24 protein-coding genes are annotated in these 16,231 nt (G+C 45.6%); all 24 read right to left on the bottom strand.

Annotated elements, in window-relative coordinates; genetic code table 11:
* Nucleotides 1–9 precede the first annotated feature (9 nt).
* Entirely contained in the window at nt 10–585 is a 576-nt protein-coding gene (locus tag NSQ50_RS22900) for a DUF6550 family protein (protein WP_076222766.1), read from the bottom strand.
* A gap of 117 nt (nt 586–702) precedes the next feature.
* Complete coding sequence (locus NSQ50_RS22895) at nt 703–1,242, bottom strand: hypothetical protein (protein ID WP_076222764.1); 540 nt, start codon at nt 1,240–1,242, stop codon at nt 703–705.
* On the bottom strand, nt 1,239–1,631 hold the full coding sequence (locus tag NSQ50_RS22890) for a DUF4320 family protein (RefSeq protein WP_076222762.1): 393 nt from the start codon (nt 1,629–1,631) through the stop codon (nt 1,239–1,241). Before NSQ50_RS22890 ends, NSQ50_RS22895 begins: the two co-directional genes overlap by 4 nt.
* 34 nt (nt 1,632–1,665) lie before the next feature.
* Nucleotides 1,666–2,541: a secretion protein F gene (locus tag NSQ50_RS22885; RefSeq protein ID WP_256716988.1), complete on the bottom strand. Its 876-nt coding sequence runs from the start codon at nt 2,539–2,541 to the stop codon at nt 1,666–1,668.
* Between the two features lie 15 nt (nt 2,542–2,556).
* Nucleotides 2,557–3,306 carry a JAB domain-containing protein gene (locus NSQ50_RS22880; protein ID WP_076222760.1) on the bottom strand — a complete coding sequence of 250 codons (750 nt, stop codon included), beginning with the start codon at nt 3,304–3,306 and terminating at the stop codon, nt 2,557–2,559.
* Nucleotides 3,287–3,523, bottom strand: coding sequence for a hypothetical protein (locus tag NSQ50_RS22875; RefSeq protein WP_076222758.1), 237 nt, complete (start codon nt 3,521–3,523; stop codon nt 3,287–3,289). Before NSQ50_RS22875 ends, NSQ50_RS22880 begins: the two co-directional genes overlap by 20 nt.
* 15 nt (nt 3,524–3,538) lie before the next feature.
* Entirely contained in the window at nt 3,539–4,477 is a 939-nt protein-coding gene (locus NSQ50_RS22870; RefSeq protein ID WP_076222756.1) for a type II secretion system F family protein, read from the bottom strand.
* Nucleotides 4,474–5,823 (bottom strand): CpaF/VirB11 family protein, encoded by a 1,350-nt coding sequence (locus NSQ50_RS22865; RefSeq protein WP_076222754.1) that lies wholly within the window; start codon nt 5,821–5,823, stop codon nt 4,474–4,476. Before NSQ50_RS22865 ends, NSQ50_RS22870 begins: the two co-directional genes overlap by 4 nt.
* Nucleotides 5,820–6,686, bottom strand: coding sequence for a hypothetical protein (locus NSQ50_RS22860; RefSeq protein WP_076222752.1), 867 nt, complete (start codon nt 6,684–6,686; stop codon nt 5,820–5,822). Before NSQ50_RS22860 ends, NSQ50_RS22865 begins: the two co-directional genes overlap by 4 nt.
* The gene (cpaB, locus tag NSQ50_RS22855) at nt 6,679–7,431 is read right to left on the bottom strand and encodes a Flp pilus assembly protein CpaB (RefSeq protein ID WP_076222750.1); all 753 of its coding nucleotides are present in this window, start codon (nt 7,429–7,431) and stop codon (nt 6,679–6,681) included. The genes NSQ50_RS22860 and cpaB overlap by 8 nt, the downstream gene beginning before the upstream one ends.
* 27 nt (nt 7,432–7,458) lie before the next feature.
* The gene (locus NSQ50_RS22850) at nt 7,459–7,899 is read right to left on the bottom strand and encodes a prepilin peptidase (protein WP_179087728.1); all 441 of its coding nucleotides are present in this window, start codon (nt 7,897–7,899) and stop codon (nt 7,459–7,461) included.
* Nucleotides 7,896–8,234, bottom strand: coding sequence for a hypothetical protein (locus tag NSQ50_RS22845; protein ID WP_076222746.1), 339 nt, complete (start codon nt 8,232–8,234; stop codon nt 7,896–7,898). The genes NSQ50_RS22850 and NSQ50_RS22845 overlap by 4 nt, the downstream gene beginning before the upstream one ends.
* Nucleotides 8,235–8,244: 10 nt before the next feature.
* A complete protein-coding gene (locus NSQ50_RS22840) occupies nt 8,245–8,454 on the bottom strand; it encodes a mercury transporter (RefSeq protein WP_076222744.1) in 210 nt (69 codons plus the stop codon).
* A gap of 4 nt (nt 8,455–8,458) precedes the next feature.
* A complete protein-coding gene (locus tag NSQ50_RS22835) occupies nt 8,459–9,295 on the bottom strand; it encodes a conjugal transfer protein TrbL family protein (RefSeq protein WP_076222742.1) in 837 nt (278 codons plus the stop codon).
* A gap of 54 nt (nt 9,296–9,349) precedes the next feature.
* On the bottom strand, nt 9,350–9,580 hold the full coding sequence (locus NSQ50_RS22830; RefSeq protein WP_076222740.1) for a DUF6133 family protein: 231 nt from the start codon (nt 9,578–9,580) through the stop codon (nt 9,350–9,352).
* A 65-nt stretch (nt 9,581–9,645) separates the two neighbouring features.
* The gene (locus NSQ50_RS22825) at nt 9,646–10,101 is read right to left on the bottom strand and encodes an Mbov_0395 family pilin-like conjugal transfer protein (protein WP_256716987.1); all 456 of its coding nucleotides are present in this window, start codon (nt 10,099–10,101) and stop codon (nt 9,646–9,648) included.
* Nucleotides 10,038–11,588, bottom strand: coding sequence for a VirD4-like conjugal transfer protein, CD1115 family (locus NSQ50_RS22820; protein ID WP_081386844.1), 1,551 nt, complete (start codon nt 11,586–11,588; stop codon nt 10,038–10,040). Before NSQ50_RS22820 ends, NSQ50_RS22825 begins: the two co-directional genes overlap by 64 nt.
* Nucleotides 11,545–12,060, bottom strand: coding sequence for a hypothetical protein (locus NSQ50_RS22815; RefSeq protein WP_076222738.1), 516 nt, complete (start codon nt 12,058–12,060; stop codon nt 11,545–11,547). Before NSQ50_RS22815 ends, NSQ50_RS22820 begins: the two co-directional genes overlap by 44 nt.
* Entirely contained in the window at nt 12,057–12,896 is an 840-nt protein-coding gene (locus NSQ50_RS22810; protein WP_076222736.1) for a hypothetical protein, read from the bottom strand. The genes NSQ50_RS22815 and NSQ50_RS22810 overlap by 4 nt, the downstream gene beginning before the upstream one ends.
* A gap of 33 nt (nt 12,897–12,929) precedes the next feature.
* The gene (locus NSQ50_RS22805; RefSeq protein ID WP_076222733.1) at nt 12,930–13,637 is read right to left on the bottom strand and encodes a hypothetical protein; all 708 of its coding nucleotides are present in this window, start codon (nt 13,635–13,637) and stop codon (nt 12,930–12,932) included.
* A gap of 23 nt (nt 13,638–13,660) precedes the next feature.
* Complete coding sequence (locus NSQ50_RS22800) at nt 13,661–14,311, bottom strand: hypothetical protein (protein WP_076222731.1); 651 nt, start codon at nt 14,309–14,311, stop codon at nt 13,661–13,663.
* Nucleotides 14,298–14,465 carry a hypothetical protein gene (locus NSQ50_RS22795; protein ID WP_179087727.1) on the bottom strand — a complete coding sequence of 56 codons (168 nt, stop codon included), beginning with the start codon at nt 14,463–14,465 and terminating at the stop codon, nt 14,298–14,300. The genes NSQ50_RS22800 and NSQ50_RS22795 overlap by 14 nt, the downstream gene beginning before the upstream one ends.
* Nucleotides 14,466–14,500: 35 nt before the next feature.
* A complete protein-coding gene (gene mobP3 / locus NSQ50_RS22790; RefSeq protein ID WP_076222729.1) occupies nt 14,501–15,736 on the bottom strand; it encodes a MobP3 family relaxase in 1,236 nt (411 codons plus the stop codon).
* Nucleotides 15,717–16,199 carry a ribbon-helix-helix protein, CopG family gene (locus NSQ50_RS22785; RefSeq protein WP_081386843.1) on the bottom strand — a complete coding sequence of 161 codons (483 nt, stop codon included), beginning with the start codon at nt 16,197–16,199 and terminating at the stop codon, nt 15,717–15,719. The genes mobP3 and NSQ50_RS22785 overlap by 20 nt, the downstream gene beginning before the upstream one ends.
* Between the last annotated feature and the right edge of the window lie 32 nt (nt 16,200–16,231).

Genomic DNA, 16,231 nt, shown 5'->3' with positions numbered 1-16,231 from the left:
TTAGTGATTTTAATCCATGTCTCCAACTTGCTTATTCAAATCACCATCAGTTCCCGTTTTAACAACTTGTGTTCCACCGCCTTGATCCTCAACCCATCCAAAACCAGGAACATACACTTTCCCATCATTATTTTTAGCTCCAGCCTTTGGTTCATCTTTTTGATTATTAGGCTGAGTTGTCTTTTCCTCATAAGCTGGAGTAGAAGTAGGAGATTGTGGTTTTGTAGATGCCTTAACTTTGGGCTTAGGTGGCTGGGTAGGTTTTGGTGTTTTGGCAGGTTGGGTAATAGGTACTTCAACATTCTTCTTTTCCTTTTCCGGTTGAAGTATGGGAGTTTCAGATATAGTAGGCTGAGGGGTGATTTCGGCAACAGAGATGGGGGAGTGGCTTGGGCTTGGATTCTGGGGGGAGTTAGTAGGGCTTGGCTCTATTTCAGAAACATTGATTTTAGAAGGAATTGCTGCGGTTATCGTATTTGCTAGATCAGTTATTTGACTGCTGTCTTTATGTGGCCATGCCGCCCAAGTAACTATAAGCCCAATAATCACAATTCCTCCAGCAAAAGCCCATATCTTTCGCTTCATCTTTTTCGACTCCTTATAGCATATTTGTGTTCTTACAAGAGGATCCCATTCTTCTATTTTACTGTATAATTCTGTAAAATCCAATTAAATCAGCTTACACAATAATTTTTTATGAGTTTATGAGCTGAACCGAGGCATATATACTGCTTTAACATGTAATTCTGCCTTCATAGAAGGTAGATGACCCCAGCCAAAGGAAAGTGGCACCTCTAGCTGTATTACTGCTTCGGCTGTGAATTGCTCTATGGTGTTCGGAGAAGAAGGAGCGAACGGTGCATTGATAAGAGTTACTACTAAACCGGATAAACTATATTCCACCTGATCTCCAATCAGTTTAGTATATCTTGTTCCTTGTTGGGCCAGTCCCAAATTCTCTTGTAGCCGAGGATAGATATGTCCTGTGGAGACCTGCTCCTGCCATTCGTTTCCAGACCGTAAATAACCGCCGGAGTAACTTTGCCGCAGGCTACTGTATACATAACTGTAGTTTTCAGCAACCACGGCAATAATGGAGCTTTGCACGGCATCACGTACACCACTGGCGATAATTGTTAGTCGCATATATTCAAAAATTACACAGGAAAACATCAGTATTGCCAACACAATGGCAACAACTAACGGAAAACCATTACCAGATTTGTTAGTCAGCCACTTCATTTCCAATACACCTCAGACTTTCCTTGAGCTCTAGCGGAGAGTTCAATGGGTAAGGAGCCAAAATCCCCAAATAGTCCGATATTAACAGTGGTTTTCAAAGTTACCGTTACTTCTTCATTAATTTGAATTTGTCCGCTTCTGTTCCACGTTATTGTAGGATAGAGACCAGTTTGTGTCTGTAATTCATTAGCTCGCTCTGTAGTCTCATTGCCAACTCTGCCGGATATCTCAGCTTCTCGTACCAGTTCCGCGGCGAAAGTGTCTAGTTGATGTTTTACAACAAAGACTGGAAACACCTTGATCGCCAGAGCTACGCATAACATGGCAGCCAATACTAGCACCACCACATCGACGTAACCTTCTCCGCGCTTACTTCGGAGGATGGACACCTAGCATTCCTCCCTTCCTTCTGGATGGTATGCATCAGAATAACTTGCCCATCGCCCTCATGATCTCCATGCCCAAAATGACAATGTACATCAACATAAAGCATCCGAGCATATAGAATGAATACTTGCGTACTTTGCCTGGACGTTTCATTGCAATAAGCTTGAGTCGTTGAATTTCTATCAATTTGAAGTCATGTGCGAGCATTTCAAAATAGACAACTCCCTGATCCCCGCGCAATACGGCTAGCAACCCCCGTACAATATCTGATAACATCGTGCTGCCAATACGTGTCTCGAGCCTCAGCAGTGCCGTCTCCTGATTGCCACTCTTTATATCCGCAATAGTAATAAATAATTCGCTCTGCAAGCTGCTCCCGGCATTTTTGGCGTATACCTCAAGCATCCGCAGCACGTCTCTGGTTGCTTTAAGTTCTTGCGCGATAGTGGTCACAAACCGGGGGAGTTCAGCTTCAATTTCTTCTCTTTTTTTGCGAACGGATTCCCTTGCCGCACTTATGTTTTTGAAGAATACAGCGATTGCTAAAAAGATAAAGAGAGGTGAAATCAGCGGTAAAATTGGCAGACTCATTAATCCTCCACCAAAAATCAAACCCGCTTTTACAATGGAATGAGCTACATAGGCTTGTGGGGTTAGTGGAATTCCAGCTGACTGAAGGGTTGCAGCCGTTTTACGTCTATAGTAATCGCTTAGTCGAAGTTTAGGAGCTAGCCAGGAAGACATACGAAAGATGAGAGCATCGAAGGTAGAACTGTTTTTCTTCCCAGTTCGTGCGACCTGAATGACTGCCTTTGAGGCAGCAAGTGTAGGAAGTTTAATCAGGTCCGCGATAATGAGATAAGATCCAGCAGCGAAAAACAAACCAATGAACATTAGTAATCCGGACATCATAGACAATCACCTCCATTAGCGCTCCCATTCTTCCTCACGCACTACACCATCCCATACAGGCTCATGGTAAGGAGCGTGAATATACGGTTCGACTTCCTCCAGACTTTTGAGGGTGATGGCCTCATAACTAATCGCCTCTTCAGCTGATTTTGGTAATTTCCCCATCTGTGTCAATGAAGTAAAGCCTGCATTACCAATAATGATGTGATCCAAAATACTAATATGAAGCGGTTCAAAGATCGCAACCATTCGTTTGGTCATCTCTATATCTTCCCAGGATGGCTTCAGGCTCCCGCCCGGATGGTTATGCGCCATAATGATGGATGTACAGTCACAATTTAGCGCAGTCTTTAAAATATTGCGGGGGTACACAGGAGCCTCAGTGAGACCACCTTCAGAAATAATCCGTGTTTCAATCACATGGTTACCATTATCTAAGAAGGCGACCATGAAGCGTTCTCGGTCCCGTAGCCCATGTAAAAATGCGGAGAAGTAGCTTCCTGCCAGCTCTGGAGAGGTGATTTTTCGCTGTGTATTCTCGACTTCCCACTGCAGAACACGGTGAGAGATGAGGAATTCATTAAGCTGCTCAACTTTTTGTAATTGTATTGAAGTGAGTTCCAGGGAATGGGGATGCTCCAGAGCATTCATTAGGTTATTGGTATTTCCATAGTTCTCTAATTTTTCGAGTGGAATTCCCGTTAACTGATGAAGGGATTGGATATATTCCTTGACCATTCTCTTATCAAGAGAGTCTTGGCCCATCGAATTCGCTCCTTTCAGGAGATGGGACTGGCTCCAAGGCATGTAAGATCTTCTTTACTGCATGCAGCTTGCTTTTCAAATCGCCAGACAGCTCCTCTTCCTCGAACCGGTCCCAAAAGTTATCGAACCCGTATTCCTCAATCAGGGATTGTAAGATGATCTGCTCTTGCGGGGATGCCTCAATCAAATTGCCTAGTAACCGAATAGAATCGTGCATTTGAATTCTCCTTTCTTACCGTTTGTATTCCAGAGGACGTGTAAGCCGGATCACTGCTGCCAGTGAGACAAACAATGCCAATGCGCAGATTGAAAGCACGATATGCCCAGGAGTGCTGGTAGTCAATGTATGGAACCAGTCGCGATTCAGAAAATAAAGTAAGGGAATATTGCCGACGAGTAGAATAGCCATGGTCAGAAATTCTTTTAAGGGCTCATAGAGCAAATAGTCAAGCTCCGCCGAGACAACGCGCATATCGGACAACTTGGCGACAATGGGCATGAGTGTGGATTTCAACGTTCGGTCATCCTGACAGGCAATCAGGGCATCACACCACTCTTGAAAAACAGTGTTATTAATTCGGCCTTTAAGCTGTTGAGTTGCTAGCCTGAGGTTGGCATGAATCAGCTTCGTTTCGGCTAGGAACGCTTGAAATACGTCTGCTACGGGAGGATTCAAGTAAGGGAGATTTTCTTCAATCGCTGCCAGAATATTCTCGTTACGCAGGTAGGAGGTGGTAATGACGGAGAGAGCCGTTTCTAGTTCACTACCAAGCCGCTTCTTGTAGAATGTAGAGCTGAATAAGACACCCCAAAAAGGGAGTAGGGCAAATCCCCCAGCCATTACGGGCAACAACCACAAGTTGTTCATGAGGATTGCTAGCATAGCTCCTATAATTGCTAAGGATAGGGAACCGGCGATAAGCAAACCAAACCGTTGACTATGACCCGTCTGTTCTAGAATGGCTCGGGCTTCATGTACTGTAGCACGCCAGCCTTTAAGTTTCTTTGGGTGCTGAACAGCCCGGATCCGTTTTGCTAATGATGGATTTCGAATAGACAAGTGGGAGAGTAGTTCGGAGAGTTCTTGGGCTAATGTGTAAGGAGTGAGTTGAAGGATCAACATGCAGCCTGCAGTTAAACCGATAGAGGCTAACAGCAGCATAAACGTCATGAGGCTTCACCTCCAGATAACAAACGTTGCAATGAGGACAAGGGCAAACCGTTTTCGAGCAACCGTTTCTGTAGGCCGATGGAAATGTCACTAACCTTCTCATAAGCGCCGTCGATGCAAATACGGCCGGCTTCTTCGTAAGTAGCATGGACGGCAAACCGGAATAGCGTATGAATGACACGCTGACCATCTGGGAGTATGCAGCATTCTGTGATTTCCATCATCCTGCGGGTATTGTCCTCAAGTTTCTTCACAAACAAAATGAGTGGAAAAGCTTCTGTTACCAGGTTGTACAGGGTCTGATCATTCATATCATATTTTTGGGTACAGAGCGTCACCATCCGGTAGTAGGTAGCAAAACAAGAATTCGCATGGGTAGTGGTAATCACGGTATGACCGGTTCGAGCTGCTTCTTGAGAGGCAAAAGCTTCAGCCGATTTCATTTCCCCGACGCAAATAATATCCGGGTTGGCAGTCAGCGCAAATTCCAATAACTTTTCCTGATCGATATGCTGGCGGGGATCTTCGCTGGAGCGTGTCACCGTATGCACCACATTGTTCAGAACGCGGCCGTTTTCGTCGGTAATGACCAGATCAAACTCACGGCAATCATTTTCAATAGTGAAGATACGTTTGTCATAGGGGATCGTAGAGAGCAGCCAGCTCATCAAGGTTGTTTTCCCGCTGCCGGTGGCTCCAGTGACGCACATGGATAACCCATACCTTAGACAGATGCAAAGGAAGTCCAGCATTTCTGCGGTCGCTGTTTCATTCTGAATAAAATCCTCTCGGGCTAGCTTCTGCGGGTTAATGATCCGTATGGAGGCAGCAATCCCTTTATCTTTATCTGTAATGGGAGCACCGAACACGGTAATGCGAATATTGTTGGCCAGATGGCCCCGGACAATGGGCTGAGAATAGTCCAGGATCATTCCAGACTGGTGCAGTAGCCGCCGGATGACATCCACCGCATGCTCTGGAGAAGAAAACTGTTCTTCAGCTGGGAGTATGCGTCCATCCGTATAGCTGATTTTCACGTCATTGTAGCTGTTGATATTGATTTCTTCGACATCTCTTGAAAAAAGGTAACGGGTTAAAAAGGAATACTCCACCATCTCGGCATACAGTCGATTGATTAGTTCATCGAATGTCAGTCCAGGCACATGTAGCCGTTGGTCGGTTAGATATTGACTCATATAGGAAATGATTTGCTGTTTTTGTTCCTCAGGGTGGCGGCTCATCAGTGTAGCGTATTTCCCAGAAAGATAAGTTTGAACTTCCTTTAGCACATCCGCAAAGGACTTAGACTGATTCGCAGTGAAAAATAGAGAAGAAGCTTGATTCATTGACCATCACCTCGATGCTTTGGAAGGAATGATTTCAGCCAATCGAGGAGATTTAAGATCGTCGCATTACGGGTTGAAATTGTAGAAGATTTATCTTTTGATTTCGCAATGTGCTGATGTTCTTCCGGTAAAGCCAGTTGAATTAAATGTTCAACGCGACTGAGATATGTCTTTGCTTCTTTGCTAGCCAAATCATCGAGCAGCCGTGCATCTGACGTTTGTTGCTCTAGCTCAGTCACATAGGGAAGGGTTACCTCAATACCTCCGAAAACTTGACTGTATTCCCGTTCGTCTTGCCCTGCTTTAACATTGGATAGTACAGAAACATTCAAAGAATGGCGAAAACGTATATCCGTCAACAGTGGCAAATAGGAAGCATAGAACATCAGGCTTTTCAGCTCACAACTGTGTAACCGGTAGACGGTATCGGCCAGTTCTAGGGCTACCGTGGAAAGAGGATCGGCGGACAGATAGCTGGAGCAATCAACCAATATCACATCTGCCAGATGTCTTGCTAACGTTAGGAGATCGACAGTACGTTCTCTATCGTAAGAAGCATACGTAAAAGCGGTGTCCCCTTTTTTGTATCCAAGCAGAGCAATATGAGGAGAACCATCCAGTGGTAGAGCAAACCGTAGTAATTCTTCTTGAGTTAGTGCAGGCAGACTGAGCAGTTCGCCTAGGGATAGTTGTTGCTTGGCGGCTTGCGGCAGGATTGTGGAAGCGGAAGGGCAAAGGGCATCGCAGCAAAGAATCAGAACATTTTTCTTTTTAGCGGCAAAGGCTTTAGCCAGCTTGATCGTTGTTACGGTCTTGCCGCTACCGGGATTGCCCCAAACAGCGATCAATGGTTTATTACTCATCGGCATCCCCTTTCTTTAACTGAGCTGTAAAGTAAGCATCTTGTTTGTCGGTAAAAGATTTGGCAGTTACAGGGTCGCCGCGGTATACGAGGGACGTATGCAGTTTGGCTTTATTCTCAAGGTCGGCTAAAAGCTGAGCCTGCTCTGGTTGAACGAGTAGCGTTAAGGTTGAAGGGAGTTCATTGTCCTCATCGTCGTCTTTAGTGGAGCCGTTATTTCCTGTTTGCGCGTCCAACCCACTGCTTGCAGTGACAGCTAATATTTCAACATACTGCAACTCTGGAGGCATCGTAGTCGTACGCATTTCTCCGCAATCCGAAGCGATTAGGGTCACTATATCTCCAGGTTGAAGTTTCCCGGATAATCCTGCTGCAAGGCTTTTAATTGTGACGGACAAGGCTTGTTTGTGCCCATCCAGTCGATCGAGGTAAGCATCTAGTGGAACAGCAGATAACTTGGCAGGGAGCAAATAGTCGCCGCTTTTGAGATCCACCGCCGCATATTGTCCAACAACAGCCTCCGTTGCTTTGAGAACAGATTCAGGCAAGTGGAGCTTTCCTACCTCGACGGTTTCTACCTGTTCTGACTGAATTATCGAGCCTTTGGCAACATCCTTGGTAATACGGATGATTTGAGTGGTATCGCTGGCTGAACGGTTTAAGAGTGGTGCAATACCAAAACAAATGATGAGAGAGAGTAGAATACAAGCTGCTCCTAATACAGAACGATTTTTAAATCTGCGCATAAAAGACAAGACCTCCTGAGGAAGGGTTTAGAGTTGGAGCATGATAAATGCAAAAAGGCCACCGGCAGATAAAAAGGGTGCCAGTGGCAGAGACGTTTGTTTAGCAGATTGGTACCCGGTTTTAAAACCAATTGCTACAGCAGTGAATAGAACTAGTGTTAACCCAATGATGCTTTGAATGGTGCCACCTACTGGACCTAGCACAAAGCCACAGGCTGCCATGAGTTTGATATCACCGCCTCCGAGCTTACCTTTAGAGAGCACAGCGGCAACAAAGTACGGTAAGCCAGTTAGGAGCATCCCAGATAAGGAGAAAAGAGGAGAGAAGTGAATGAATCCTAGAGCGGTAATAGCTACGGAAAGAGAATCAGGAATCTCGCGAGTTTTCACATCTTGAATGCTGGCACAAGCCAGGAGCAAGGTGAGAAGTAAACCTTTCAGAAGGATGATATTTAGGGACAGACTCAAGGTTGCTCCTCCTGCCACGGCCATTCAGGTAGACTTCTGTAGGGGTATACCTTTTGGCTTTTGGCAAAGCGAACCATAAAGCGTACTTGATCGAGAACGGACAGATTATTTCGGTCTTTCGTGGTCATCATCACTGAGGCGGAAACGCCGGTTAAGAAAGTAACCAAGGCCATCGGCACGCTGCCATTGATCAACCAGAGTAATAGCGCCAGAAGTACAGTGAGCAATGAACTGATAAAAGCCTGACCTAATTGCTGTTTGCCAAAACCGGGAAACCATTCGGCTTCTGGCTTCACGCCCATCGGAATATATAACGTTTGCGATTCTTGATTCATCTCAGACCTCCTATTGGTAATAGAACAAAATGATATCCTTTACCTGCCAGATGCTTTCGGCAAGAATGTAAAACAGTACTACGTTCCGGCTGCGTTTCTTGTATTTCGCCGCTTCATCATCAGCTCCAGCCAGACGTACCATGCAATACACCAAGCGACAGGCGCAGCCAAGACGGATTAAGGCGATAAGAGCTTGTGCCAACTCCTCCAATGTATCCATTCACTCACCCGGCCTTCGTCATTTTGCGGGCCATCCCTAAGAGTTTGACGGAGTGATAGACATTGTTTACAACCCCGCCACCGCCACCTGATGTAATCAAGAAATCGGAGAGGAAACGTGGTGTCTTGATCGCGAGCATCATACAGGCTAGTCCCCAGAAGACATGGGATTGCAACATCAACCCCACACCTAATTTGGCTAAAGCGATTTGAATGACTACCGTCAACATGGATTGCATGAATTTCTGGGTATAGGCACGGAACACACCACGGTCATTATCCAGTAATCCAGCGCAGGCTAGCGGAATACCAACACGAAGGATGAACATTTCGAGTCCGCGCATGAGAAACTGGAAATACAGGATGAAGAAACAAACCACGAAGACCAATCCGAATAGTGCGGTCACAAGTCCGAGTGAGCTGATACTGTTAACCCATGCCTGCCAGTTGTAGTCGGTCGATTGTCCGATGACGACCATTAACTGATTGGTTAGCTCTTCGACCATTTGACCGATCCAGGTATAGATGGTGGGGAAACAAATGGCAACAGCCATTGCCCTGAAAAAATTGGTCAGTAGAAACAGCGGTTCTTCATCCGGATCCCCATCGGTCCACAGTACATAAATCTCAAAGCCCTTTTTCAGAAATTTGAGAATCATCACTGCAACTCCAAAGCCAAACAAAATATCGTACAAGCTTTCCAGTAGATTCGTGCCAGTTGTGAGGGTCATGTATTTCTCTGCATATAAGGAGATGGGAAGGATGTCTTTTAACAAGGTGTCCATATAGATTAGCGCCCCGTTAAGCAGAGCAACGACGAGCAGCAGTAAGATCTTCTCCATCTGTTCCTCCTTTCTAAAAGAAGCGGCGTGACCGCCGCTTCCTCTGAAGGCTGCTTAACCTTTGTAGTTGAACATTTCCTTGATACGCTGAGTAAGTGTGGGCAGGATGGTTCCTTCAAACAGCAGATACAGACCGCCTAGCACTAGTGCACCAATTACAACCGCCATCAGGATCTTTACAGCCGTATCCACGAAACCTTCCCCGCTATGGTTGCTAATTACTGTCTTTGCATTGCTCCTCATGTGAGCGAATTTCTTCGGTACAACCTGCATCCATTTTTTCATTATTCATAACCTCCAGAATTCAATGTGAGCATAGAAAAGAGCCTGCTATGGTCAGCAAGCTCTTTTTACTTGTAGTAGCCAATAATGATATTAAGGGTGGCTGCGCCGAGTACCGCACCAATGCAGGATACAATGGCAACAATGATACGGTTGTTCCACTTTTTGGTATCCATCTCATCAGCGGCAGAGCGCCGGATACTAAAATAAACAATGAGTAAACCGGATACTACCGGAGCCAGAATCATCAGCCAAGTTGTCACATCGCCGATTAATTTCTCGGTCCCAGTCACCAGCTTGCTACCTTTAATGTCGCCGGAAGCATAAACGGATGTGGATTCAACCCAATTGTAGTAAAGCGTAAATAGTAAGGCTGCTGCAGTTCGTATAACCGAAGAGAAGCGGCCTGACCTTAATCGTCGTCTGAACCCGGAGGAAAGAATTCGCTTTGAGCGGCTGCTTATTGCCGATGTTCGGCCATCTGCCGGGTGATATCTTTCTGATAGTAGATCCAAATGTTCCAAAGTTTCACCTCCTCATTCGTATTCGTTCGTACGATTCGCCGCATTTCTCGTTCTTCCCTTACTTGGCGATTGTGCTCCTTGTCTCCAAGGCCCATCATTGCGTTAAATGCCCAGGAGGATAAATCGGGAGAATACATCATTGCGGGATGAGAACGAGAAAGTACAATCTGATAAGGGCGTGAGACACGGTGCACCTCATCTACCGTTAACAACTTGCGCTCAAGCAGGTTTAAGCTGTGTGAAGTGCTGGGCGTCGAATATTTGCCATGCGATGCAGAAAGTTGGTAACTGGACGTTGTATATGTTCCGAGCTTCTCGCTGACTTCCCGCAGCGTCTCTAAATCGTCAGCCTGCAGATATATCCAGGTCTGACAATTGGATTTGATCGTATTGGCTACATGGTCGTCGTATTTTTCTTTCAATTGTTCGAAACTCTGTAGAAATAGGTTAAAGCGCATTCCACGCCCTCCGCCGACCGTCAACTTATTTGTGAAATCGGCAATGGGCGTAAAGTTACCAAACTCATCAAGGATAAAATTGACCCGTTGTTTTAAGCGTCCTCCACGTTTGTCTGCTTCGGTAGTTAACAGTTCGTACAACTGGGATACCATAAGCGAAGCCACAGGATAAAAGGTTGTCTTCTCATCAGGGAGGATAATAAAAAGCGCCTGTTTCTTATTGCCGATGTCGGCTAAAGAAAAGTCGCTTTTGTGAGTGATGGCATAAATGGATTTGGAGGTGAAGAGGCGCAATGTGGTCAACGCTGAGGTATAGAAACTACCTTTGGTGCGGGAGGGAGCAATGTCGGAGATGCTGAGCAGAGCCCGAGCAGGATGGTTCTGAGGCAACCGCTTAATGTACTCCTGCATCGGTGTTTTGTTACCGATTTGTTTGTTCATCTCCGCTAGAAACCAGTAGACATTAGTCATATTTTGAAACTCCGGGCGCTTGACGTTATCCCACACGACACTGAGGATCGAGGCGGCGATGACCGACATTTCTCCGTTGGTCCAGATTTTTTCACCCTGAGCTTTGCCTACCAGCACGTTCGTCATGTCCCAAGCGAGCATTTCTGCTTGCTCTTGGTCTCCAGCCAGCGTCGCGTCAATGATAGGCTGAAGCAGATTGTAATGGTGGCTCTTTTCAGGATGGCGGAAATCGAGAGTAAATACTTCGTAACCCAGCTTCTCCAGCAGGACGCTACTATAATGAAATAGCTCTGCTTTCGGATCAGAGATAACCAATGACTCTCCGGCTAATGCCAAGAGTCCGATGGATTGAAGGACCACTGTTCGAGATTTCCCGCTGCGCGTCGCGCCGATACAGAGAGAATGAACATCGTCCCCTATAAAGAAAAGACGCTCCTGGTTTCGTGCTTGTTGTAATCCTAGGACAATACCACCCGATTGGATCAGAGGTGGTGCTGCAGCTCGGCGAGGATGGTTAATCGCAGTGTTCACTTTCGGAATAGACTTCGGATGAAGCATTCTCACGGTGAAAGTCCTCCTTCAGATCGGTTCGTCGGAAATGCAGGTCGTCGTAACCGGATTGAATCAATTGGCGAATATAGGGATGATGCAGATCGAGCAATTCGCAGTCGAAGGTATGAGACCATTCCTCTTCTAGCAGCCAACGTGCAGAACCATGCTGATTTTGTCCCACCACCACAGGTGTTTCAATCCCGGGTGCAATTTGCTTCAGTTTGCTTTGATAAGGCCGGTTATTGGAGGCGATAAAGAGAGCGGACAGGAGTAGAGTAAATCCTTGAAGACAAAGAAAGAGCAGAAAGTGAACTCTGCTAGAAATAAGACTACCTAGGCTTGTATTTAGGGAGGGGACAGTGAGAGTTGAAGTTGAACCGGATAAGGCACCATGCAGGGCCGTAGAGAAGAAAAGATTAAAGATGGAACCGATGGTTATTAAAAGCGTGCAAAGCAGCAGCTTTTGTTTCGTTTTCACCACTCAGGCTCCTCTGTGGGTTCAAAAAAATTATCAGGCCGTTCTCTCAGGGAGATAGAGTCTTGAGGGGATTGTGGGAAGTTATCATATTGTTCTGTAGCAGGAAAGCGAGCTTCCTGATCTAGCTGTATTTGTAGAAAGAGTGATCTGGGTGCCGGCTGATCATAAATACGGCTCCATTCTTCAACATGAAGATTATGCATCGTTACATATACGGGATGGTCCTCACATAAGGTGTGCAGCAAACTATCCTCGTTTATAATTTGTTCCAGTACAGCGGGGTGAGAAGCGGACAATTCATAAACCGGAATAGAGCAAGCATCGAGTGGATAAAAGAGATAGTTTATTTGACCAGCTGCTACTTCCTGTGCCATCTCCGACAGACAGTGTTTTGCGATCGTTTGATGTATAGCGAGTGCCCACTCTCCGTCATGATTCACCATGGAAATACCATTGTAGAACTCTTGGCTTTCCGTAATGTCTCCCCAAGGTGTAGTTGCTGGTGGGGTCATTCCACCAAAATACTCCGGAGCAAAAAACTCTCCATCCTGGGCCAGTTTTTCTGGCGAGCCGCACCATTCTTTGAATTCCGGATCCGTAATTGCATCCTTCTTGAGCAGTTCATAGGAAGGGATGATACTTTTGGCATCGTCGAAATAGATATGATCACCTTGTGACTCTCCAGCTTGCAACGCTTCTTCACTGAGTACTTCTTTGGCATAATCAGCATCCACAACAATGCCGCTATTGTGTTCGGCCATCATGCCGTACACATGCAGGCCAATTTCCGCGCAGGTCAAAATATTCCCCCATATCGAGCTTTCAGGCTGAGGCATGGACTCACTTCCTTCTATAATAAATATGAGTTGTTACCGACCTTCTTCGGTAATTTCGAGCGTCTCCGAGTTACCGTCAAAATCATGACTAAATTCTTGCTCGTAATTCAGCTGGATTTCCCGATCTTTAAGCTCGGGCAGTAGTTCCTCCAACCGGTCAATCAGGATCTGGACCTGTTCGAATTGGTCCATCGTCTTGTCATTGGGACTGATAAGGAATTTGACCATCTCATCATGAATGAGAATAAGCTCATTCTCGCTGAATAGTTTCTTACCATCTACCAGGCCGCTGCGGACTGCAAAGTTCTCCATTGCTTCATTTCTGTCATAAAAATATTGGCGTTGTACCGGTATTCCATTCTCTGGAGCAAGACGGTAGGTCGAAAACACATATTCGAATAGAGGATGATGTTTGCAAGCAAGAATGACATCCCCGTATTCACTAAGCTTGTAGACACCGTTTGTGATCTTCTCATCCTTATCGGTGTATGGCTTTTCGGTACAAACACCCAGCTGCAGGGCTGTTTTTCGTGCCAGGTCTGAAATGCTGCTCATAAGCCGATCCGGGACAGTGACAAAAGGATTGCGTTCAATGCTATCCATCCGTGTATAAAAGGCAATGATCTGATCCTTCAGATACAAATCTGCTAAATAGTCCGCGGATGTGGAACGCCGAACCTCAATCCCTTGCAAGGATAGGGCAGCAAAGAAGTTTTTATAAAATTCGCTTTTACTTTTCATTTGAGGACCACCTTTCAAGAAGGCTACTGTTCGTGATCCATTTCGGCTTGTATTTGGGAATAGAGGAGACTGGGAGAAGGGGGAGTCAATGACTCGATTTTCTGTAGAAGATGGTCAACGGATTGCTTTTCGTTATACCCAAGTGTGGAATCATTAATACTACGATAGAGAAGGGCAGCGTAAAGCGAACTAAGCTGATCGGTTTCAAACAATCTACCCTTGTCGAGTAATCCACTCCGCATTAGAAAATCATCCTTTGCTTTCTCATACTCGTTGCGATAAAAATAATGCCCCATGGCAAATCCAGTCCGCTCGCTGTTCATCTCCCAGGTAACAAAGCGAAACTCACCGTCCCCATCGTAACGGCCTGCTAATACATGATGGTTATATTCCAGCATACTGCGGTAACTGCTCAAACTGGAGATTCCAAGTTGGGTAGCATTACGATAGCTATGCTCTATCTCCCAGACCTTTCCGACAATGCTCGGTATCTGGTGAGCGAGTTCAGCTTCGGCATTAGCTGGATAATGAATTTCACCATTCTGATGAATAAATGCGATAGGGTCGTTCTTTTGAAGAACGGAGAGAATAGAAGATGATTCACGCTGGATATTCAAACCCAAACGGGAGAGTTCTGCTTCCAGCACCTCTTTCATTCGATTATTGATCTCCACTGGCCGATTGCTCCTTGAGCTGAGATGGACTCTCCTGAGAAGGAATTACTTGAGGTTGTTGATTCGGTTTGTCTTCTGAAGGTGGTCGATGTTTCCGTGGTGTTTGACGCATCAGTTTCTCAAACGATTGCAGCTTTCCATTGGTAAAAAACATTTGATCATTCCTTTCAAAGTGGTTGGAGACTCACTTTACCTATCGAATCCTTTATCCTTATTCCGAAGAAGCCATTCTTTCTTAGCCTGCTTCGATAAGTCACCGCCCATTAGCTTGCTTTTGTCGTCGTAATCCATTTGGGCATTCATCGTCAAACCTTCCATCAGGTTAAGCAGCTCAAGCACTAATTGCTCTGTCATGGCATACTGCCAATTAGCTTGTTTGGTATTATAATTGACATCCTTCTCAAGCTGGATGATGGTACGAACTGTGGAGAGGATGCGGTTGGCGATACGTTTCTCTGCTTCAGCTTGATACTTCGCACGCTGCCTGTTCAAATGATTTGGATTAGAATCATAAAGCATGGCCAGGTTCATTTTTGCCTCAACGTAATCATCTACCATCTGAGCCAGATAGCGATTCTCTTGCAAGATGTTCTGTACAAACTTATCCAGCAGTGTTTTCGATTCAGGAGGCAACAGCTTGTACGCAAGTCGTCCGGATTTCGGCATTTGTTGACGCAATTGAAAAAGCTGTTCAGCCAACTTCTTGACAGAAGAGGGCTCCACCAAATGATGTTTAGGAAAGAGGAGAAGAGAGTCTTCATCGTCAATTTCGAACCGCTGCTGGAATGCTCGAAATGCTTTTGGATTCAACTGCTTCAGATAGTTCTCAAATTCTGCTACCAATTGATCGGTAATTTCGGATACTCCAGATTTGGCCTGATCCCGCTTGGCAATAAATTGTTTGATTTTATAAGCGAACGTGTCTTTAATCAGCTGTTTGCGAATACGATTGGGGATTTCGGGGGAAGTGAAGTTCTTCATGATTTCTTGTTTCTTATCCCAAAATACTACATGAAGATGAGGATGATCTATTTCGTTATGAAAGGCGGCAGCCCAACAAAGGTTCTCTGTTTTAATCTGGTTTTGGGCTGCAAGTGTGGCAATGTGCTGCTCGATATACTGCTGCCATACTGTGAAGTTTGATAGTCCTAGTTCCATTGCAGTTTCTCTGCGGAAAGAAATAATGCCACGAAACATGTTTTTGCCTTGCTGCGAAATATCTCGGACAGTTCGTGCGACTTCTTGCCAGGAATCAAATATCTGCATCTCGCCGGGCTTTAGTTTTCCGAATAGACCATGGTTTTTCGCATCATGCCGAACTGCACCTGGGCGGGTGGCGATATAACCAATATGACAGTAATTGCTGACTGCAGTTTTGGGCTTATTGGGATGGAAGAAGCGTTGCTTATAGATCAGAGCCGACATCGATATCGCCTCCGCGCAGTCGCTCAGCATCCTGCTCAAAACCATCACCGGAGAGGAATAGCTTCTCCACATCAGTGAGCTTCATCTTCATGTATTCCACTGCAAGCTGCCGAGCCTTCTTCTCAATCTCCCGAAAAGTTGTATAACGATTCACATCTATTAAATCCGCAATGATAGCAATGGTGGAGTAATAAGAGGCGGCGGACATGATGAGGTCTTTGCTAGCCAGTCCGGCTAACCGGTTGCTCAAACCATTGATGGCAATGGTGATCTCCTGGCGGATAATAGTAGTGATGAAATCAATCTCTTCGGTATAGGCATCTACAGACATCCCCTTTTGAATAAAGGCACGTACGATATCTGACATACTGAGATGCTTGGTGGCCGCGTACTTTTTCAACGCTTCATATTGTTTCTTTGGGAGCTTGACGGTGATCTGTACGGTTTTCTCAGCTTGTGCCAATGGTCTCTCCTTCCCTTTGATGTACTTAAGTG

It is taken from the genome of Paenibacillus sp. FSL R10-2788, from assembly GCF_038003885.1.
Classification (GTDB): Bacteria; Bacillota; Bacilli; order Paenibacillales; family Paenibacillaceae; genus Paenibacillus_AQ; species Paenibacillus_AQ odorifer.
The sequence above is the reverse complement of the archived record's forward strand: the minus strand, read 5'-3'. Positions and strand labels throughout refer to the sequence as shown.